Here is a 22,235-nt window from a genome sequence, read left to right as displayed (position 1 = left end):
ATTATTTCCAGTTGAGCGCTGAGGAGCTTACAAATTTCATCTTTATGAAACCCCAAAAGCTCGCCTCCCAAGGAGCACTAAAACTCAAAGATAACCAAAGCCTCTATCTTCAAAATCAGTAATATAAAAACCTTATCCTCACATCAGGCCTAAGGTTATCTTTTATTCGCTCTTCGGAACGACAACAACATATCTCTTAGGGTCTGCCCCTTCCGAATAACTGCTGACACCCGGAATCGTAGAGATGGTCTTATGAACAGCCTTTCGCTCGTCATTGCTCATCGTATCCATGGTGAAGGGCTGCCCGGACTCCACGACTTCATGAGCGACCTTTTTAGCATAATCACTTAATGTCTCCATACGCCGTTCAATATAATCATGAACATTGATAGTGACACTGAAATGACGAGTAAACTGGTCATGCAATAGATTTTGCGCCAAGATTTGAATAGACTTGAGCACCTTACCATGATAGCCAATCACACGACCAGCTTCGCCAGTTTCGATCTGCAGTGTCATATGTTTACCACTATGACTAGCTTCCACGGATGCTTCCACATCCATGTTATCAAGAATTTCTTGGACATAGGAGCTGACTACTCTGGTCGCTTCTTCTATATCTTTCTGACCAGTCTGCTCCACCTGATCAAATTCACTGTTAATAAAACTTTCAAATTCCTCATCCCTAGCTTCAGATAAATCACTATCCTGTGCTTCATCTGACTCAGATAAGTTTTCCTGGTCATCAACTAGATCATCTTGCTCTTCGTCTAAGGCGATATCGTCTTCCCAGTCTAACCCCTTTTGATCCAGTTCTTCTTTCTTACGACGATATTCCTCAACAATCTCATCTGGTAAAAGATCACTCAGTATCGCCGTCACTGAGCGTCTAGCATCCAACATCTCCGACTTCACATTGTCATTGACAATTTTTCCACGCTTTTCTAAATAGTTGATAATACTAGTAACTTTTCTAGACTCAAGCTTTTCCTGCTCAAGCAGCTCTTCTGAAGTCTCTTGATCTCTCAGTTGACGTGGAAGATTGCGTACTATATCACGATCAGCCTTGGATACGGTCGAATGATTAATAACTTCAACATCAACCTCAGCTGGACGTCGTCCCAATCCAAATAAACCTTTTTTCCCGCGCGAGAGTACACGAATAGATGCTTTCGTACGACTAATTTCTAAGGTAGCCAACCCCTTATCAATCGCTTCATCAACTGTCTCTCCGGTAAATTTTACCATATCCACTTCTCCTTAGTAAGCAAAAGCCCTAGCAAAAAGCAGGTGCTTGTCACAATCTTATTTTCGTTTTTTACTTATTTTCTTCTTAGCACGCCTAATTTTAGCAGCCCTTTCTTTCATAAGCTCTTCCTGACGTTGACGCTCAGCAATAATCTTAAATGGATTATTGAAGATCAAAGTCTGGCCTACTTGGAAAATATTTCCCACTGCCCAGTAAAGAGCAACACCACTGGTAAATTGTGCTCCCATCCAAAAAATTAAGAGTGGCATCATAATACTAGTCACAGTCGTTAGCGTATTCTTCTCTTTGGCAGCCTTATTAGACAGCCACATATATAAGAAAGTGAAAATAGCTGCTGTCAGCGGAAGGATAAAGGTATGGTCATTACGCCCCAGATCCCAAATCAAAAACTGACCACGGCTTAACTCCGGCACACGCAGCAGAGCCTGATAAAGAGCAATCAAGATAGGTAGCTGCAAAAGAAGAGGTAAAAAAGCTGCACTAGTCTTTACATTGTTGGCCTTGTAAAGCTCTTGCATCTTAATCGCTTGCGTATTGCGATCATCAGCATACTGACGCTGAATCTCCTTGATTTCAGGTTGAAGATCCTGAAGGACCTGAGAAGCCTTAATTTGTCTATTATACAAAGGTATTAAGGCTAAGCGCACTAAAAGGGTAAATAGAACAATCCCAATCCCTACTGATCCTCCAAATGAGAGGAATTGAATAGCTCGCCCAAAAGCATAAACAAGCTGATCCCAGCCTGTAGAAGAGCTAGAAACACTACTCGTACGGCTACATGCTGATAAAAACACTAAAGCCATAAGAGCTAATGAACCAAACTTAAGATTTTTCTTCACAATCTTGTCCTTTCTGATATAGTTTTGCCAAAGTCAAAACATGTTCTAAATTACGCTTAATTTCCTGATATGACATGGTTTCAACACCTCTTCTAGCAATCACGACAAAATCCTGACACTCTAGGTCTGGACCCAATTCCATGAGAATATGCCTGAGCTTGCGCTTGACACGATTACGAGTCACAGCATTGCCCAGTTTTTTACTAACCGATAACCCCACTCGAAAGTGTGGTCTTGCGACTGCTAAACTATAAACAACAAAGCGCCGATTGGCAACACTGCTGCCACGGTCAAAAATCGCCTGAAAATCCTGGGGGCGCTTTACACGATAGGTCTTTTTCACCACTGTCTCCAACTAATCTAAATGATTTTCTATTATACCACAAAGTTCGCAAAAAGCCTATAACCCCAAAGGTTATAGGCCTTTTGATTTATAAACTGAATCTTTGATCAGCTAAAGCGATGCTTTTGCCTCCTTAATCTGCTGCTCAACTTGAGCAAATCCAGTTCCACCAAGAGAGTTCCGACGTGAAACCGCTGTCCGAGATTGCAAGGCTACATAAATATCTTCCTCGATCAATGGTGATATCTCCTGATAACGCTCAAGAGGAACATCCTGAAGATAATAACCCTTTTTCGTGCACTCCAAGACTAACTTACCAACCACTTCGTGGGCCTGTCTAAATGGCATCCCCTTTACAGCTAGATAATCAGCCAATTCAGTCGCATTAGAGAAATCTTTCTCAGTTGATACAGCCATCTGCTCTTCATTGATGGTCATAGTCTCTAGCATTCCAGCCAGTATATCAATAGCCACTGTGATTGTTTCAGCCGTATCAAACATTCCTTCCTTATCTTCTTGAAGATCCTTGTTATAAGCCAGGGGCAATGATTTCATAACCGTCAGTAGGCCTATCAAGTTCCCATAGACACGGCCCGACTTCCCACGAATTAACTCTGCCATATCAGGATTCTTCTTTTGCGGCATAATGGATGATCCCGTTGAAAAGGTATCAGACAAGGTGACAAACTGAAATTCATTGGAACACCAGCTGACAATTTCCTCGCAGATACGACTCATGTGCATCATCAAGATACTAGCATTAGATAGAAACTCCAGGATAAAATCCCTATCAGACACAGCATCCAAAGAATTACTATAAGGCTTAGCAAAACCCATGAGAGTAGCTGTCATTTCCCGATCGATTGGAAAAGTTGTTCCAGCCAAGGCAGCAGCTCCTAAAGGCGAGAGATTGGTATGCTCTTGATTAAAGATAAAGCGCTCACTGTCACGTGTAAACATACTATAGTAAGCCATCATATGATGGCCAAAAGAGATAGGTTGGGCATGCTGCAAGTGAGTATAGCCAGGCATGATGGTATCGACATGCTTCTCAGCCAAACCGACCAAAACCTCACGCAAATGGTGCAATTTATCAATGACTTCATGCAATTTAGCTTGCAAATAGAGGTGCATATCTGTCGCAACCTGATCATTACGTGAACGTGCTGTATGGAGTTTCCCAGCTACTGGCCCAATTTTTTGCGTCAAAAGAGCTTCTAAATTCATGTGAATATCTTCGTTAGTCACATCAAACACTAACTGACCTGCATGAAATTCCTCAAGCAGCTCCTTAAGACCAGCCCGGATTTGCTCAGCCTCATCCTTGGTAATAATCCCTGTTTCACCCAGCATCGTTACATGAGTCATTGACCCTTTCAAATCAAACTCTGCCATTTTTTGATCAAAGCTAATAGAAGCGCCAAACTCTTCAACCCACTTATCTAGACTGGCCTCAAAGCGACCACCCCACAATTTATGATTCTCTACCATCTTTCTCCTCTCTGCCCAATTCTTTTGAGCGTCTCTCAACTAGGACTACAACCTATCAATAGACAAATGAATGCTTTCATAAAAAACTAGCCTACCTCTCAGCTAGTTTTTAAGGCCTCTCAGGGCATTTCGACTTGAAAGTGACTCACAAGGACACCTTTATTCAAGATCCAAGTGAGTCTCACAGAACTCTATGCTTGGAAATAATTAATAAGAAAAGAGATTCAGATGTAACTCACAGGATACTTTTATCTGAAAGACCAATCTCATTTAGCAGTATCATTAACTTGAGCATTGACCTGTGTTGGCAGCCCCCAAAGCTTGATAAAGCCAACCGCAGCATCCTGATCAAAGCTATCTGCTGAAGTATAGGTTGCCAAGTTTTCATCATAGAGTGAATTAGGTGACTGACGTGCCACAACCTTGGCAGAACCCTTATACAATTTCACCTTGGCAATACCGTTCACTACTTTTTGCGTTTCCTTAATATAAGCCATAATAGCTTGAGTCGCTGGACTAAACCAGAGTGCATTGTAGATCAAATTTGATAACTCATTTTCAAGGATAGGTTTAAAGTGTGACACTTCACGTACAAGCGTAATATCTTCGATCTCCTTGTGCGCTGTCAAGAGAGTGATAGCGCCTGGACATTCATAAATTTCACGAGATTTAATTCCCACCAACCGGTTCTCTACATGGTCAATACGTCCAACACCATGCTTACCAGCAATATCGTTCAATTTTTGAATAAGCTCAGCCAGCTTCATCTCTTGGCCATCAAGAGCGACTGGCTTACCTTCCTTAAAAGTAATTTCTACAAACTCAGGAGTATCAGGAGCTTCTTCTACTGGAGTTGTAATACCAAAAGCATCTTCTGGAGCTTCATTCCACGGATTCTCTAAAACACCACATTCATTGGCACGTCCCCAAAGATTTTGATCCACAGAATAAGGGTTGTCAAGATCAGCAGGAACAGGCACACCATTTGCCTTAGCATACTCGATTTCTTCCTCACGTGACCACTTCCACTCCCTTACAGGAGCGATTACCTTCAAGTTCGGGTCAAGCGCAGCAATAGCCACCTCGAAACGAACTTGGTCATTCCCTTTACCAGTACAACCATGAGCGATCGTACTTGCACCAGTCTTGTGGGCAATCTCAACCAATTTCTTAGAAATCACCGGACGGCTCAGAGCCGATACCAATGGGTATTTTTGTTCATAATAGGCATGGGCTTGAAGAGCTGGCAACACATAATCTTGCGCAAACTCATCTTTAACATCAAGGACATAAGACTCAATAGCACCGACGCTCAAAGCCTTATCATGAATAAACTCAAGATCCTTTCCTTCGCCAACATCCATACAGACAGCAATAACATCATAATCTTTTTTCAGCCAAGTGATAGCTACTGACGTATCAAGACCACCAGAATAGGCAAGAATAACTTTTTCTTTAGACATAACAATTTCTCTTTTCTTATTTTTTAGGGCTGGATTTGAATATTTCAACCTTATAGCTATAGTTTAATGTATTTTTATTCATAAGTCAACCCCTTTTTTAATGTTTTTTGTATTTTATTAATTTTATAGGTATCTTCTATCATAAAACAAAAAAGACCAGCCGTCGCTGATCTTTTTGCCATTTCTATATTATTATTGGGAGAGATAAGAAATGTTTCGAATAAATAAGAAGTTCGGGATAAGTTTGCGTCCGTTATCTATCAATATAATAATTGGGAGAGAGAGAATTTGATAGATAACACCATCCCTACGTCAATTAGTATATCTCAAGACAGAATTTTTTGAAGGGAAAAATCTTGAATTGTCATTTTTTCATCTTGAAATGTCAAAAATTCCCAAACATGACTTTCGATACTCACAATACGCCTAAAATAGAAAAAGCCCTAAGACCTTACTTAGAGCTCTTCAGCTTGCCGTCTGCGCTTCTCCCACTCCTTCATAAGTGATTTCAACTTAAGACGAGAAATCGGACAGGAATCACCATTTTCAAAATAAACCATGAGTTCAGACTTATCGACTCGACTAATATTATCCAAATTAATCAGAAAAGATCTATGACAAGAAAAAAGGCGAGAATCAACAGCTGCAATCTCTGACAAATTACCATAGAACTCTAAGCGCTCTGACTTAGTCATCAACATCAGCTTATGAGGGGTAGGCGAGGTTGCAAAGTAATAAATATCCTTAAAGGGCAACTGAACACGAGCCTGAGCTGACTCAAAAGTAAAAACCTCATCAATATCTTCCGATCGATTAACATGACTAGCCGCATAGGACAAAACATCCCGCAAATCATTTTTAAAGTCATCATCAGATCGTCCCTTATCGATAAAGTCCAAAGCTGACACCTTATAACGAAAACTAATAGGCGCAAACTCTGAATGAGTCGTGACAAATACAATAATAGCAGAAGGATCAATCTCACGAATCTTAGAGGCTGTCTCCAACCCTTCTCTGGTAGCACCTTTAATATCAATATCCAAGAGAAAAAGCTGATGATTTCCTCTTTCAGAAATAGCTTCTAATAAATTTTGCGACTTAGAAAAAACACCAAACTGACGTGCCATAATGCCTTCTTCTCTAAGTAAATCTGAAACGAGTGCCTTAATCCTAGTCTGCTGGATCAAATTATCCTCTAAAATGAATACATTCATACAATCACTACCTCGCCTTTGATCGTTACAATAGTCTCCTGCTATTATATTATTTTAAGATTAAAATATCAAAAAAGACCTCTAAACACTCAAGCAGCTAGATGCGATTTTGAGGATGAAAAATGGATCCCCAACTGACTGGGAATCCATTAAAACGTAACAAGTTTAATATCGACCTTACAAGAACAAGTCTGTCACCTCAAAGACCTCTCCCAATCTTTGTTGCAGCAAACTAGCTAGTCGATGATAATAGTCGCAAACCTATCACTAACTAGAAACACTTTATCATATTTTTATCACAAATCAAAATATAATGTATTAAAATATTACAAGTTTTGCAACATTTGGTCGATATGCTGGATTGATTTTTCCTTACCTAAGAGGTAAATAGTATCTGGCAGTTCCGGACCATGCATTTCACCAGAAACTGCAATCCGAATTGGCATAAAGAGATTTTTACCCTTGATGCCTGTTTCCTTTTGGACAGCCTTGATTTGCGGGAAGATATTTTCAGCTTGGAAGTCCTCATCAGACATAGCTTCCAGCTTAGACTTGAAGGCTTCAAGGACGGTTGGAACACTTTCGCCTGCCATAAAATCCTTTTCTTCCTGAGTCAATTCTGGGAAGTCTTCAAAGAAGAGGTCAGTCAAAGGGATAATTTCATCAGCTGACTTCATTTGTGGTTGATAGAGCTCGACCAACTTTTCAGCCTTGTCAGTCAGACGTCCCGCTTCTTCAAGAAATGGTTTACAGAGGTTAAACACTGTTTCAAAGTCAGCATTTTTGATGTAATCGTTGCTCATCCAATCAAGCTTCTTTTGGTCAAAAGCTGCTGGTGACTTGCTGAGACGACTTTCATCAAATAGCTTAATCAATTCCTCACGAGAGAAAATTTCATCTTCACCGCCAGGATTCCAACCCAAAAGGGCAATAAAGTTGAAAACAGCTTCTGGCAGATAGCCCTTTTTGCGATAGTCTTCAATAAATTGGAGAGTATTGGTATCACGCTTGGACAGCTTCTTACCTGTTTCAGAATTGATAATCAGGGTCATATGACCAAACTCAGGTGCTTCCCAACCAAGCGCTTCATAGACCATGAGCTGCTTAGGAGTGTTGGCGATATGGTCATCACCACGAATAACATGGGAAATCCGCATATCGTGGTCATCAATAACTACAGCAAAGTTATAGGTTGGATACCCATCACGCTTTTGAATCACCCAGTCACCACCGATATTGCTGCCTTCAAACTCAATATCACCCTTGACAATATCCTTCCACTTATAAATCCCTGACTCATTAACAGCAAGACGAACCGTCGGTTCAACCCCCGCTGCCTGACGTTCAGCAATATAAGCAGCCTTTTCTTCTTCGCTCATACCAAGGTATTCATTGATGTAACGTGGTGTTTCACCTGCCGCTTCTTGACGTTCCCGCTCAGCTGCTAGTTCTTCTTCTGTTACATAGGACTTATAAGCCTTACCTTCAGCAAGCAACTGGTCGATATATTTTTGATAGAGCGCCAGGCGTTCGGACTGACGATAATTGTCATGAGTCTCTGGGCTCTCATCCCAATCCATCCCCAACCAGCGCAAGTTGTCCAACTGAGAACGTTCCCCATCTTCCACATGACGCTTACGGTCAGTATCCTCAATACGAATAACAAAAGTGCCACCGTGATGACGGGCATAAAGATAATTGAACAATGCTGTCCGAGCATTTCCAATATGCAACAATCCAGTTGGACTTGGTGCATAACGCACACGAATTTCATTAGACATAGTCTTGTACCATCTCCTATTTTAAAAGATTCAATCCTTATCATTATAGCACTAAATAAGAAAAAAAGGGAAAGATCAAGAATTGACTAGAGTACCATATCTTCTAAAACTGTCTTGGTAGAAACAAATCAGATAATAATAACAGATTGTGCCAGGGCACAATCTATTATTATTTATACTACTTGGTGAATACGGCCAGTATCCACATCATAAATACCGCCTGAAATGGTAATATCATCGGGAATCAAAGGAGATTCTTTAAGTTTTTGCACATCCTCACGAACACTATCTTCAATATCCTCAAAAGGAAGAAAATCCATTCCTTTCAGATCAGTTTGAAAACGCTCCTCCAATTCAGTGACAAAGTCTTCATTTTGAAAGGTCTGAGCCCCACAGTCTGTATGGTGAAGAACAACAATCTCTCTTGTTCCTAATTGCTGCTGAGAAATCACCAAGGAACGAATCATATCATCTGTAATACGACCACCAGCATTTCTCAAGATATGGGCATCCCCAAGTGCTAACCCTAACGCCGGAGCCACATGAAGCCGTGAATCCATACAAGTAACAATAGCCACATGCGTTTTCGGTTTAATCGGTAAGTGAGCCGTTCCATGTAGATCAACATAAGCTTGATTAGCTTTCATAAAATTATCAAAATAAGTTGGCATAAGTGTTCTCTTTTCTAAATATCTCAAACATTTTCAACTATTATAGCATGGATTTATAAAAGCATCGGAATTTTTCTTACGCTTAGGAAGCTGATGGACTGGCATTCATCAAAAAAAGAAGCTAAGTTGCTTCTTTCTGACCATTAATATCTAACCCACAGATCCTTCCATTTCATAGCTGATCAAACGGTTAAGTTCAACAGCATACTCCATTGGAAGCTCTTTGGTAAAAGGCTCTACAAATCCCATAACGATCATTTCAGTTGCTTCCTGCTCTGACAAACCACGACTCATAAGGTAATAGAGCTGCTCTTCTGAAATTTTTGAAACCTTGGCCTCGTGCTCTAAAGCTACTTGTGAATTATGAATTTCATTAAATGGAATCGTATCTGATTTAGATAAATCATCCATAAGAATGGTATCACATTCAATATGACTAACAGATTTGGTCGATGGTTTGCTGAAGGTCACCTGACCACGATAATCCACCTTACCACCATTACGTGCAATTGACTTAGAGACGATTGATGATGACGTATGAGGTGCATTGTGAATCATCTTGGCACCGGTGTCTTGATGCTGACCTTTATTGGCAAAGGCAATAGATAGCATGGTTCCACGCGCACCCTCACCGTCCAGATAAACAGAAGGATATTTCATGGTTGTTTTAGCACCAATATTCCCATCGATCCACTCGACTGTCGCATTCTTAGTAGCCTTAGCCCGCTTAGTCACCAGATTATAAACATTATCTGACCAGTTTTGAATCGTCGAATAACGCATATAAGCACCATCCAAGGCAAAGATTTCGACAATCGCAGCATGCAGACTAGCCGTCGAATAAGTCGGAGCCGTACATCCCTCAACATAGTGCACACTAGCACCTTCATCGACAATAATAAGAGTGCGCTCAAACTGGGCCGTCGCTTCATTATTCATACGGAAGTAAGTTTGAAGTGGAATATCTACCTTGACCCCTTTAGGAACGTAGATAAAAGTACCACCCGACCAAAAGGCTGAATTAAGCGCAGCTAACTTATTATCTGTCGGTGGAACAAGTTTCGAGAAATATTGCTTAAAAAGCTCAGGATATTCCTTGAGGGCTGAGTCTGTATCCGTAAAGACGATTCCCAGCTTATCGTATTCCTCTTTCATATTATGATAAACCACTTCGGATTCATACTGAGCCGAAGCCCCTGCCAAGTAAGCACGCTCTGCCTCAGGGATCCCAATACGCTCAAAGGTCTCCTTGATTTTTTCTGGGACATCATCCCAGTCACGAGCCGCTTTGTCAGTCGCCTTTGAATAGTAAATCAAATCATCAAAATCGATGTCGGAAAGATCTGGCCCCCAATCTTGCATGGGCATCTTATTGAAAGTCTCTAAGGACTTGAGACGAAATCCCAACATCCACTCAGGTTCCCCTTTTTCTGCTGACATTTGGCGAACAACATCTTCATTGATCCCTTTCCCAGTCGAGAAGACCGGTGTCACATCATCGTGGAAACCATATTTATATTCACCGAGATCAATCGGTTTTGGCTCTACCTTTTCTTCTGCCATGTTTCCTTTTGGGCATTGAGAAATCACTCTCATCGCCCCTTCCTTTCTTTTAGATTAATTCTTTTCATTCTAAATTCGGACAAAAAGTAACCCTTCGTTTAAGATAAATCCTTGTTATCACGCTCAATAGCTTTTTTTAAAGCATTCCATGAGAGGGTGGCACATTTGATACGCTGCGGAAATTTTGACACACCAGCCATAAGTTCAGCTTCACCTAAATCTTTTTGCTGGTCATCTTCTTTCCCCTGAACCATCTCAGAAAATAGACTCGCTAAACGCAAAGCCTCTTCCTTAGTTTTTCCAATCACAACATCCGTCATCATACTGGAGGAAGCTGTCGAGATGGTACAACCATCACCTGCAAAAGCGATATCTTCAATCAAATCCCCATTGAATCGAACTGAGAGATTAATCACATCCCCACAAGTTGGATTATTGAGCTGTAATTGCTCAACTCCCTCGATAAAACCATGATGATGGGGATTTTTAGAATGGTCAGCAACTACTGCCATATACAAGCTGTCTAACCTAGAAAGTGCCATTGAAAAACTCCTTTGCTTTGAGAATTGCCTCAACCAGACGATCGCAATCCTCTTTAGTATTGTAGATATAAAAGCTGGCACGCGCTGCGGAATGAATACCTAAATGATTAATCAAGGGCTGAGCACAATGATGACCAGCACGCACAGCTACACCTTCATAATCCAAAGCAGTCGCCAAATCATGCGGATGAATCCCTGCCAGATTAAAAGCAATGACGCCGGCATGTTGAGCCGGATCCTCTGGTCCATAAATACTCAACCCCTCAATGGACTGTAGTTTAGGCAAGACATAACGAACCAATTCTCGCTCATGATCGTAAATAGCCTCCATACCCAAGGCAGCCAGGTAATCAACAGCAACCCCCAAAGCAATTGCACCGGCAATATTAGGTGTTCCCGCTTCAAATTTCCAAGGCAGTTCTTTCCATGTCGCTTCTTGCTCATAGACAAAATCAATCATCTCACCCCCAAATTCAACCGGAGACATTTGATCTAGCAGGTCTTCTTTCCCATAAAGGACCCCAACACCAGTTGGACCCAGCATCTTATGACCAGATAAAGCAAAGAAGTCGCAGTCCAATTCCTGAACATCAATTCGCATATGCGGAGCAGATTGCGCCCCATCGACCACCATATAAGCACCATGTTGATGGGCCAACTGAGCAATTTCCTTAACAGGATTGATTGCTCCTAAGACATTTGAAACATGAGCGACACTAACAAACTTGGTTTGATCTGTCAGCTTAGCCTTCAAATCATCCATGTCCAGTTGACCATCCTTGAGGTAGACGTAAACTAACTCAGCACCACTCAACTGACAAGCCTGCTGCCAGGGAATGATATTGGAATGGTGCTCCATGATAGTAATCAAGACCCGATCACCTGGCTGCAGAACCTCTCTAGCAAACTGAGCAACCCAGTTGAGCCCAGTAGTCGTCCCTCTTGTAAAGAGGATTTCTTTAGTTGATTTAGCGTTTAGGAAGGCACGTAATGTCTCACGACTGTCTTCGTAAGCCCGAGTTGCTCGCTCAGCTAAAGTATGAACCCCTCGATGGACATTAGCATTGTCCTGCTTATAATAACGATCGAGTTGATCTATAACTACCTGCGGCTTTTGCGTCGTAGCAGCATTATCCAGATAGACCAAGGGTTCATCATTGACAACCTGGTCTAAAATAGCAAAATCCTTTTGTATACTGTTAACATCTAGCAAGGCTTGCCCCCTTCCTATCCTCTAAGGATCATCTTTAACGCTTATCAAGTTTTGAGTCTAAAACTGAAATCATTTCATCACGAACTTCCTTGATAGGGATTTCTGTGATGACAGCACCCAAGAAACCACGGATAACAAGACGTTCTGCCTCTTCAAAGCGCAAACCACGACTCATCAAGTAATACATATCTTCCGGGTCAATTTGCCCAATTGAAGCAGCGTGTCCAGCAGTCACATCATTCTCATCAATTAAAAGAATGGGATTCGCATCAGAGCGTGCCTTATCCGAAAGCATAAGCACACGACTTTCCTGCTGAGCATCAGCTCCCTTAGCTCCCTTGATGATATGGCCAACACCATTGAAGGTCAAAGTTCCTCGCTCAAGAATCACACCATGCTGCAAAATATGACCCACCGAATTTTTACCATAGTTGGTCACTCGTGTATCAATTCCTTGAACTTGACGGCCACTTGAGGCGGCCACAACCTTGAGATCAGCACGGCTACCATCGCCTTTGAGATCACTGTCAAAGTCTGCTACAACATTTCCCTCATTCATAACACCAAGGGCCCAATCAATAGCAGCATCCCTCTCCAGATAGCCACGACGACTCATGTAAGTCGTCAAACTTTCTCCCAGACGGTCAATCGCTGAGAACTTCACATGACTCCCAGCACCTGCAATAACTTCTACACTGATATTAGCTGTAGCCTTCTGAGAGCCTGAACCAATCGACTCAAAGCGCTCCAAATAACTGACACGTGCATTCTTACCAGCAATGATGAGAACATGCTTGTTAAACGGCACAGCACTATCACTATCTTGGAAAAAAATACCCTCAATAGGTTGATCAACCTCTACATTATCTGGCACATAGAGGACTGCTGCACTATTAAAATAAGCATAATGATAAGCTGCCAACTTATCCTCATTGTAAGCAAGAGCCTTACCAAAATTAGTCTCGATCAGCTCTGGAATTTCCTCTAAGGCTGTCATAAAATCTGTCAAGACAACACCTTGTTCTTGCAATTTTGGAGGCATTTGCACCAACAAAGTTTGAGTTCCAACCTGAACCAATTTAGGATTATCCCCAAGAGATGTAAAATCTGGAACAGTTGCTGCCCCTTCACTTTCAGCTATAGTACCATCGCCTAAATTCCAGCGATGAAACTTAACACGCTCAATCTCTGGCAAATCTAACTGATCGATCTGATCATAGGCTAGTGAGCGCCTTTCTTGCAGCCAAACTGGTTCAGCATGGAGCTGAGAAAAATTTATAATAGATTCTTTCGACATAAGATAATCGATACTCCTTCTCTTCTATCAAAGTCTCAGTAGAGATAGGAACTGATCCCAATTATAAGATTACAGTCCCTCTTAGCATCTGGAATGTTAGACTTCTTCGTGGTACTCCAAACCTAATTCCTCAGCAACCTTAGCATACCCTTCACGCTCAAGACGTGCAGCAAGCTCAGCGCCGCCAGACAGGACAACACGACCGTCCATCATGACATGCACAACATCTGGAGTGATATAGTTAAGCAAGCGTTGATAGTGAGTGATAATCATAGCACCAAAGCCTTCACCACGCATAGCATTAACCCCTTTAGAAACAACCTTAAGAGCATCGATGTCGAGCCCAGAGTCAATCTCGTCCAAAAGAGCAAACTTAGGCTCTATCATCAGTAATTGAAGGATTTCATTACGCTTTTTCTCCCCACCAGAAAAGCCTTCGTTCAAATAGCGTTCAGCCATTTCTTCCTTCATTCCAAGCAGATCCATTTTTTCATCTAACTTAGTAATAAAATCACGTACCGAGATCTTTTCATCATCTTCTTTTCCAGCATTCATAGCCGCACGAATGAATTCTGCATTCGTAATACCTGGGATCTCTGATGGGTATTGCATCGCCAAGAAAAGCCCCAAACGTGCGCGCTCATCTACTTCAAGTTCCAAGATGTTTTCCCCATCAAATAAAATTTCACCCTCAGTCACTTCATAATTAGGATTCCCCATAATAGCTGCTGAAAGCGTTGATTTCCCGGTACCATTTGGACCCATGATAGCCGCAATTTCTCCAGTTTTAAGTGTCAGGTTCAAGCCCTTTAATATTTCTTTATCTTCAATTGAGACATGAAGATTTTTAATTTCAAGTACAGACATGTGTCACTCCTTTTCTCTTTATGTGAAATAGTCTCAGTAGCCACCTACTAGATAGGGCTGAAACAAACCTTCAGCCCCAATCATTCACACCGTTATTATAACAGAAAAGAGATTGGGACAAAAGTCTCAATCTCTGCTATTTACTAAGTTATTCGATAGGTAAAATCCTAATCATTTTCCAGAAGCAGAACCTATCAAACCTAGTCTTATTTAGATTTTTTAGACCACTTTGCTAAAACCGACTGACGATAAGAGCTGTTCCCAATGAATTTTAAAACCTGAAAGAGCGGCGTTCGACCTACACCCCAAATTTCCAAACCTTCAATCAGAATCTCAGCAGTGAATAAAAGACCAATCACTAATAAGATCCCTCCCAGTCGACTGGAGACATTGAGGAGCAAAGAGGTCAATGAAAACACCATAGCAATACCATAAACAACCAAGACGGCACCACGATGAGTGAAGCCCATAGCTAAAAGACGATGGTGGAGGTGCATCTTGTCAGCCTCCATAGCCGGGCGTCCCGATAGCTTACGACGCACAATAGCAACAAAGGTATCTAAAATTGGAACACCAAGAATAATAACTGGGGTAATAACAGCTACAGCTGTTGAATTTTTCAAGCCCTGAAGCGACAAAACGCCAATCATAAATCCAATAAATAATGCCCCTGTATCACCTAAGTAGATAATAGCAGGATTATAATTATAAGGGAAAAACCCAGCTATCGCTGCAATCAGCAAAAAGATCGTAATCGTCGTGTAGAAATTACTATCAAAAAGGAAAAAATAGGAAATCAACCCCATAGTTGTTAGACTAATGATCGACACCCCACAGACTAGACCATCCAAACCATCAATCAAATTAATAGCATTAGTGATCGCTACGATCCACAAAACTGTAAAGATAAAGCTCCAAATAGGATTAAAGTATAGCATGGGACCGCCAAAAGGAATCTTAAAACTATCAAACCGGTAGTCAGTAAACCACCAGACCAAGGTTGCGGCTAGCACAATGCCTAACAATTTCCCCTTAGGCTTTAACTCACGAATATCATCAATTAAGCCAGTTAGAGCGACAAGTAAGCCACCGACTGCAATCGGAAGAATATAGTTAAAATAAGAATGAACCATATGGTGCCTTTGAGTAACCATAGGCAATAAAACCAAGGCTCCGACAAGAAAGGCCAATAAAATCGCTAATCCACCACTAGACGGCATAGGAACCTGATTGACCCTCCTGGCATTGGGTTGATCAACAGCCCCCAATCTAAACGCCAAAAAACGCACCAAAGGGGTTGCCACCAAGGAAATCAAAAAGATCCCGATCAAAACCAAGAGATACTGAAAACTAAAATGATCCATCACGTTTCTTATCCCAGCTCAATCCATTTCAAGCGATCAGTAGCGTCCTCATCGACCAATTTAACAGCATGCTCTAACAAGTGAGCCCTAGTGTATTCAGATGGTTTTCCGTACTCATTAAAATAAGCTTTTAGCTGGCGAGCACGTACACCACCTTCATCGCCAATATAGAAGAGAGCTGTCAGATGATAGCCAGACTCGGATTTAAACAACTCAGAAGCCTCGATTGGCAACTCCATAGCATGGGCTGCAACAATAACCTCTCGCAAATTCGCAAAATCAGCCGTAAAATGAACATAGTGCGTCTCTGGTATTAAATCGTCAGCACTGAGATAAGAGCCTGAATTTTTGGCCATCTCCTCAGAGTTCGCCACACTAGCCTGCTCATCTTCTGGCAACTGACTGATAGCTTCATCAATCATATCTTCCAGATGTTTCATCCGCTTATGAGCGTCAGCATCTCCATGCTCAGCCATATTTTTTTCCAATGTCTTCAAAAAATCTTCTGGATTAATATCTGACCAATCCATATCCTCAGACATTTGTTCAAAATCAAGCTCTTCATTCAAGTCTGACTTAGTCACAAAAACATCTACACGATCTTTACGTGGTGTCACACGAAAACTGAGCATACCTGTAGACTTAAAACTATCAGGAATATCCAATTCATCCAAGATAGTGTAGAAAAATTCCTCCGTTTTTTCTTGAGGCATAAGAAAATCCTTAACCTCCATACCATAGGTATCCAAATCCTCCATACTCACTGAAATCTTCAAAGTGGAGTCATTAATTTGTTTCATTTCCATAGTCTTTACCTCGCACGAGTAGTGTCATCATTATACTAGAAAGAAGGCAATCTTTCAATGATTAAGGAGCCTCCCTCACTGTCCCTCCTTCAAAAAAAGATTCTATTTTTAAAATCAGAAAAATAGAATCTCTTCTTTAGCCGAGGATATGCCGACCGGCTGCATAAATAATTAAAATAGCTCCCAAAGCGATACGATACCAACCAAAAACAGTAAAATCATGTTTTTTAACAAAATTTGTCAAGAATTTAATGGCACCCAAACTGACAGCAAAAGCAACCAGAGAAGCCAACAATAGGAGGCTCCACTGCTCAGCTGTCAGACTATTGCCCTCTAAAAGAAACTTGACAAACTTCAATCCACTGTAGCCAAACATGGTCGGAATTCCCAGGAAAAATGTGAAATCAGCAGCAACACTTCGACTCGTTCCTACCAAAATTGCTCCCAGGATCGTCGCTCCCGAACGGCTAGTACCGGGGATAATACTTAAAACTTGGAACAAACCAATATACAGAGCTGTTTTATAGTGCATGCGTGACAGTTCTGTCACTTGAGGTTCAACCGCTTTATTACGCCTCTCAATCCAGATAAAAGCAATCCCATAAACAATCAGCATGACTGCCACGCTGATAAAATTGCTAAAATGTTCATCCATCCAGTTATCCAGCGCTAGTCCGATAATGGCAGAAGGAATACAAGCAATAACTACCTTAAGCCAAAGTTGCCAAGTCAAGCGAACCTCTTGCTTGGTTTTACCAGGCTGAAAAGGGTTGAGGCGTCTAAAGTAAATAACCATAACCGCCAAAATAGCGCCCAGCTGAATCACAATATTAAACAGCTCCATGAAGTCTCTATCCTGCTTTAACTTCACAAATTCCTGAACTAAAATTAAGTGACCCGTACTAGAAATAGGAAGCCATTCTGTAATCCCCTCGACAATTCCAAGAAAGATGGCCTTAAGTAATTCGATGATAAACATAAGTTCTCCTAAAGTCTTTTAAATTATTATAACACAAGCTGACATGAAGGCATGAGGGTTCTACTAGAATGACCCAACACCACCACCGCCGCCACCGCCAGAAAAGCCGCCACCACCACTGCTACTGCCTGATGATATACTGAAATTCGATGCGGATATCGCACTGCTTGATACATATGAGAGATGCCTTCCTGAATAATATGTACTGTTTCGAAATGCTCCAAGATTCACCGCTGCTAAACTTGGTGGTAATGTGATCTGATGTAACTTGACGTAGTCCTCAACCTTATCTGCATATCCTAGTAAATTAGCATACACCAACATCCGATTCCAGAGAACAACTCCCTGTAAGTCAGTATCATCAAAAGTATCAAGAGTCTTCAGCATCCGCTCGAAACTCTGCCATTGCAGCAGACGGTTGGCTCCTTTTTCCGTAACAACACCGGGAAAATCAAGGAGCTTAAACTGACAAAAGCTAACCCAACTCAAAACAATCAATAAAACAGTAAGCCCTACATAAAGCAATACTAAAGAACTACCACTCAAAAGCATATAAAATAGGGTAAGGATTGAAACAATCACTAATATCATCAGCCCATACTTCATACGACTAATCTTTTGTGCTTCGTCTGTGCGCAATTTTCGATATATCTTAGGACGCTTAGATCCAAGAATCTCACCATTAACACTTTTATCAATAGCTTGAACCATCTGACTAATATTGTGTCTCATCTTATCACCGCTCTTTCGAACAGCCGATTGCAAACTATTGCCCTTATAGCTTTTTTTCAACTGCCGAATCACAGCTTTCTCATCATACTGATAATCAGAAAACAGCTCATCCGACCGACGCTGTTCATCACGCCCAAAAGCCATCTTCAGAAAAGTTGACTCATATTTTGTTAGTCCTCCCAAATTTATGATCCTTAAGACAGGAACGCCTTTATCATCCTCTACACTTAAGTGTTTGCGATCAATTAAATCCACCAGCACCGCCTGAATAAGATGATTGAAACGAATGTGATCAGATTTAAAATCCCCATCTAGTAACAACCCCTTAAGATTGGTACGATAGATCTCCATTGCTAAAATAAAAGGAGATAAGTCTTCAGGAATTTCATATAGCCTTGCCTTAATCCCCTTTGGATTAAAGGGATCAATCCTTCTGCTAAACCGTCTAGATAACATGGCAGCTAGGACACCCAAGACAAGTAAGCTCACAGGTATAACCCTGCCAAATAAGGTCCCGAGTATAGCCGATTTAAGATCAATCAGCTTTTCTGTCCGCAAAATTTTCTGCTTACCATCACGCTTTAAGCGAGCCACAGAGTTATCAAAAATATCACTATCCCAATAGCCATGTAGCTCCAAAGCCCCATCAACATCCTCAGCTTCTACTTTATAACCATTTGTTAATTGAGAAACTTTAGGAGCTTTTTTAAAGTAGCCTCGGTGGGCCCACAGTTGCCGATTAGCCGTCTGCTTTTCAGTCTTCACCGTATAGGTTACTTTTTCCAACGTTTCATCAGGATCTGAGATAGGCTTCCAGTTTAACTCTGCAACATCTTGATAAGCCGTCGTCATTGCCTTCAAATGCCAAGTTACTTTAACCTTTACTTGATCCCCACTATGACCACCATCATAGACCTTAATGCGGTAGCCACCATCTATTTTCTCTAAATCCCCATAAGCATCCAATCTCATTTTTCCATTTTGTTTAACATAATTTAGGTAAGCTTTATCAACATCGAAGCCTTTAGGCATCTGCTCGGTTCCAAGGGTAATGTACTGACCATTAAAATCAGAGCTATACAAAAAGGTAATTTCCTGCGTTAAAACACCAGAATTATCTGACTGTAGCAATAAGTTAGCATCATAGGACAAAATCCTCGAACTAACCTCATCTGCCTCAACTGCTCTGCCCAATAACATCACAAAAATACCGAGCAAGATCACTATGATTTTTTTCATTCACATACCCTCACAGCAATAGTTTAGACTCATTCTACCACAATTCAGGCTACAATCTATTGTTTCCCCTGTATGAGGCGAAATTAGCCATCTATCCCATTGAAATACTGGTTCTTTTCCTGTAAAATAAGATAGTATGTATATTTATGACCTTTTGAGCTTTTATCGCTTAAAAGAGTCAAAACCAACAGGAGAACACCATGAAAAAATTGACTTTCGCTCTCCTTATGGCCCTAGCGGTCATGATGGGGAGTTTATCATCTGTTCATGCAGATGAATACTTACGGGTCGGTATGGAAGCAGCATATGCTCCCTTTAACTGGACACAAAATGATGATGCAAACGGTGCCGTTCCTATCGATGGTACTAGCGATTATGCCAATGGCTATGATGTCCAAATCGCTAAAAAAATCGCCAAAGCACAAGGCAAAAAACTCTTAGTCGTCAAAACTAAGTGGGACGGCTTGATTCCTGCCCTGACATCCAGCAAAATTGATATGATCGTCGCAGGGATGAGTCCTACCGCTGAACGTAAAAAAGAAATTGCCTTTACTGACAGCTACTACGACTCCAAGCCTGTTATCGTGGTCTCCAAAGAAGGACAGTATGCAAAGGCAAAATCCTTATCTGATTTTAAAGGTGCTAAATTAACTGGTCAGCAAGGGGTCTACCTCTATGATCTGATTGACCAAATTTCCGGCGCTTCTAAAGAAACAGCTATGGGAGATTTCAACCAGATGCGCCAAGCCCTTTCCTCAGATGTCATTGATGGTTATATCTCTGAACGCCCAGAAGCCTCATCTGCTGTTAGCTCCGATAGTCGCTTTAAGATGATTACCTTTGAAGATAACAAGGGCTTTAAAACTTCTAAATCTGACACAGCACTTGCCATTGGATTGCGTAAAAATGATACTGCCACTAAAAATCAAGTCAACCAAGTTCTAGCAGGTATCTCTGAAAAAGAGAGACTGCAGCTCATGGATGATATGATCAAAGCTCAGCCCTTAGAAAAAAAGACTAGCCAGAAAGAGCCAGGATTCTTTGGTCAAATGGCCACCATTCTAGCCCAAAACTGGAAACAGTTCCTACGTGGGACAGCCATGACCCTTCTGATATCCATCATAGGGACTGTTGTAGGGACAGCCATTGGTCTTTTAATCGGAGTCTACCGGACTGCACCAAAAGCAAGCAATACTGCTCTAGCTAGCCTTCAAAAACTATTTGGCTGGCTCCTCAATGTTTATATCGAAGTGTTTCGTGGGACTCCTATGATCGTACAAGCTATGGTTATTTACTACGGAACAGCTCAGGCCTTCGGCTATGACCTAGACCGGACAACCGCTGCTATTTTTATCGTCTCTATCAACACAGGGGCTTATATGAGCGAGATTGTCCGAGGTGGTATCTTTGCAGTAGACAAGGGACAATTTGAAGCTGCAACTGCACTTGGTTTTACCCACGGACAAACCATGCGCAAGATTGTTATTCCACAAGTTATCCGCAACATCCTACCAGCAACTGGTAATGAGTTCGTTATCAATATCAAGGACACCTCAGTCCTCAATGTTATCTCTGTTGTTGAACTCTACTTTACTGGTAATACCGTAGCAACACAAAGCTATAAATATTTCCAAACCTTCTTTGTCATTGCCACTATCTACTTCATCTTGACCTTTGTTGTTACACGCATCCTGCGTTATGTAGAACGCCGCCTTGACCAAGATAACTATACGCAAGGAGGGATTCACTAATGACTGATACTATTTTAGAAATCAAACACCTCAGGAAATCCTTTGGTAAAAACGAGGTCCTAAAAGATATTTCCTTATCTGTACAAAAGGGTGAAGTCATCTCTATCATTGGCAGTTCAGGCTCTGGAAAATCCACCTTCCTTCGCTCCATTAATCTCTTAGAAATTCCAACAGATGGAGAAATCCTCTACCATGGACAAAATGTCCTAGAAAAAGGATACGACCTCACGACCTATCGCGAAAAGTTAGGCATGGTTTTCCAATCGTTCAACCTTTTTGAAAACCTCAATGTTCTTGATAATGCCATTGTCCCCCAGACCACAGTCCTCAAGCGTGATAAGGCTGAAGCAACCAAGATTGCTAAAGAAAATTTAGAAAAAGTTGGAATGGGTAAGCAATACTGGAAAGCCAAGCCAGCTCAGCTATCAGGTGGTCAAAAACAGCGTGTAGCTATCGCCAGAGCATTATCTGTCAATCCTGAAGCCATCCTTTTTGACGAACCAACATCTGCACTGGATCCCGAGATGGTTGGTGAAGTGCTAAAAACAATGCAAGATTTAGCCAAATCTGGTTTAACCATGCTGATTGTTACTCATGAAATGGAGTTTGCCAAAGACGTCTCTGATCGCGTTATTTTTATGGATAAAGGCCTTATCGCCGAGCAAGGATCACCAGAACAGATCTTCGAAAATCCTAAAGAAACTCGTACTAAAGAGTTTTTACAACGCTTCTTAGGATAACTAAAATGAAGAGGCTAGGGACTGTCGTCCCGCTTCTTTTTTAATATCACCAATCATCCCATTTAGCCCA

At 41.4% G+C, this 22,235-nt stretch carries 19 protein-coding genes; 2 read left to right on the top strand and 17 right to left on the bottom strand.

Annotated features, from left to right (window positions below):
- Positions 1-162: 162 nt before the first annotated feature.
- The 17 genes from jag to AC4HAJ_RS08240 form a co-directional block, all read right to left on the bottom strand.
- Positions 163-1,248 carry an RNA-binding cell elongation regulator Jag/EloR gene (gene jag, locus AC4HAJ_RS08320; protein WP_491079694.1) on the bottom strand — a complete coding sequence of 362 codons (1,086 nt, stop codon included), beginning with the start codon at positions 1,246-1,248 and terminating at the stop codon, positions 163-165.
- A 57-nt stretch (positions 1,249-1,305) separates the two neighbouring features.
- Positions 1,306-2,109 carry a YidC/Oxa1 family membrane protein insertase gene (locus AC4HAJ_RS08315; RefSeq protein ID WP_491079693.1) on the bottom strand — a complete coding sequence of 268 codons (804 nt, stop codon included), beginning with the start codon at positions 2,107-2,109 and terminating at the stop codon, positions 1,306-1,308.
- The gene (gene rnpA / locus AC4HAJ_RS08310) at positions 2,093-2,452 is read right to left on the bottom strand and encodes a ribonuclease P protein component (protein WP_491079692.1); all 360 of its coding nucleotides are present in this window, start codon (positions 2,450-2,452) and stop codon (positions 2,093-2,095) included. Before rnpA ends, AC4HAJ_RS08315 begins: the two co-directional genes overlap by 17 nt.
- Positions 2,453-2,563: 111 nt before the next feature.
- Positions 2,564-3,943, bottom strand: a complete 1,380-nt coding sequence (gene argH, locus AC4HAJ_RS08305; protein ID WP_491079691.1) for an argininosuccinate lyase — start codon at positions 3,941-3,943, stop codon at positions 2,564-2,566.
- Positions 3,944-4,209: 266 nt separating this feature from the next.
- Positions 4,210-5,406, bottom strand: a complete 1,197-nt coding sequence (locus AC4HAJ_RS08300; RefSeq protein ID WP_491079690.1) for an argininosuccinate synthase — start codon at positions 5,404-5,406, stop codon at positions 4,210-4,212.
- Between the two features lie 455 nt (positions 5,407-5,861).
- On the bottom strand, positions 5,862-6,620 hold the full coding sequence (locus tag AC4HAJ_RS08295) for a response regulator transcription factor (protein ID WP_491079689.1): 759 nt from the start codon (positions 6,618-6,620) through the stop codon (positions 5,862-5,864).
- A 326-nt stretch (positions 6,621-6,946) separates the two neighbouring features.
- Positions 6,947-8,401 (bottom strand): glutamate--tRNA ligase, encoded by a 1,455-nt coding sequence (gltX, locus tag AC4HAJ_RS08290; RefSeq protein WP_491079688.1) that lies wholly within the window; start codon positions 8,399-8,401, stop codon positions 6,947-6,949.
- Positions 8,402-8,574: 173 nt separating this feature from the next.
- Positions 8,575-9,072: a beta-class carbonic anhydrase gene (locus AC4HAJ_RS08285; protein ID WP_491079687.1), complete on the bottom strand. Its 498-nt coding sequence runs from the start codon at positions 9,070-9,072 to the stop codon at positions 8,575-8,577.
- 150 nt (positions 9,073-9,222) lie between these two features.
- Positions 9,223-10,635: a Fe-S cluster assembly protein SufB gene (sufB, locus tag AC4HAJ_RS08280; RefSeq protein WP_491079686.1), complete on the bottom strand. Its 1,413-nt coding sequence runs from the start codon at positions 10,633-10,635 to the stop codon at positions 9,223-9,225.
- A gap of 98 nt (positions 10,636-10,733) precedes the next feature.
- Positions 10,734-11,177 carry a Fe-S cluster assembly sulfur transfer protein SufU gene (sufU, locus tag AC4HAJ_RS08275; RefSeq protein WP_491079685.1) on the bottom strand — a complete coding sequence of 148 codons (444 nt, stop codon included), beginning with the start codon at positions 11,175-11,177 and terminating at the stop codon, positions 10,734-10,736.
- Complete coding sequence (locus AC4HAJ_RS08270; protein ID WP_491079684.1) at positions 11,164-12,390, bottom strand: cysteine desulfurase; 1,227 nt, start codon at positions 12,388-12,390, stop codon at positions 11,164-11,166. The genes sufU and AC4HAJ_RS08270 overlap by 14 nt, the downstream gene beginning before the upstream one ends.
- A gap of 34 nt (positions 12,391-12,424) precedes the next feature.
- The gene (sufD, locus tag AC4HAJ_RS08265) at positions 12,425-13,687 is read right to left on the bottom strand and encodes a Fe-S cluster assembly protein SufD (protein ID WP_491079683.1); all 1,263 of its coding nucleotides are present in this window, start codon (positions 13,685-13,687) and stop codon (positions 12,425-12,427) included.
- Positions 13,688-13,783: 96 nt separating this feature from the next.
- Positions 13,784-14,554: a Fe-S cluster assembly ATPase SufC gene (sufC, locus tag AC4HAJ_RS08260; RefSeq protein WP_491079682.1), complete on the bottom strand. Its 771-nt coding sequence runs from the start codon at positions 14,552-14,554 to the stop codon at positions 13,784-13,786.
- Between the two features lie 206 nt (positions 14,555-14,760).
- Positions 14,761-15,918: a glycosyltransferase family 4 protein gene (locus AC4HAJ_RS08255; protein WP_491079681.1), complete on the bottom strand. Its 1,158-nt coding sequence runs from the start codon at positions 15,916-15,918 to the stop codon at positions 14,761-14,763.
- 8 nt (positions 15,919-15,926) lie between these two features.
- Entirely contained in the window at positions 15,927-16,724 is a 798-nt protein-coding gene (locus AC4HAJ_RS08250; protein ID WP_491079680.1) for an adaptor protein MecA, read from the bottom strand.
- 136 nt (positions 16,725-16,860) lie between these two features.
- Positions 16,861-17,703, bottom strand: a complete 843-nt coding sequence (locus tag AC4HAJ_RS08245; RefSeq protein ID WP_491079679.1) for an undecaprenyl-diphosphate phosphatase — start codon at positions 17,701-17,703, stop codon at positions 16,861-16,863.
- A gap of 63 nt (positions 17,704-17,766) precedes the next feature.
- Entirely contained in the window at positions 17,767-19,674 is a 1,908-nt protein-coding gene (locus AC4HAJ_RS08240) for a DUF2207 family protein (protein ID WP_491079678.1), read from the bottom strand.
- Between the two features lie 200 nt (positions 19,675-19,874).
- On the opposite strand from AC4HAJ_RS08240, the gene AC4HAJ_RS08235 reads away from it, so the two are divergent.
- Both AC4HAJ_RS08235 and AC4HAJ_RS08230 read left to right on the top strand, forming a co-directional pair.
- Complete coding sequence (locus tag AC4HAJ_RS08235) at positions 19,875-21,425, top strand: ABC transporter permease subunit (RefSeq protein ID WP_491079677.1); 1,551 nt, start codon at positions 19,875-19,877, stop codon at positions 21,423-21,425.
- Positions 21,425-22,165 (top strand): amino acid ABC transporter ATP-binding protein, encoded by a 741-nt coding sequence (locus AC4HAJ_RS08230; protein WP_491079676.1) that lies wholly within the window; start codon positions 21,425-21,427, stop codon positions 22,163-22,165. The genes AC4HAJ_RS08235 and AC4HAJ_RS08230 overlap by 1 nt, the downstream gene beginning before the upstream one ends.
- Positions 22,166-22,235 lie beyond the last annotated feature (70 nt).

The sequence above is a fragment of the Streptococcus sp. ALY_211 genome, from assembly GCF_058314555.1.
This window is presented reverse-complemented; position numbering and strand designations above follow the sequence as displayed.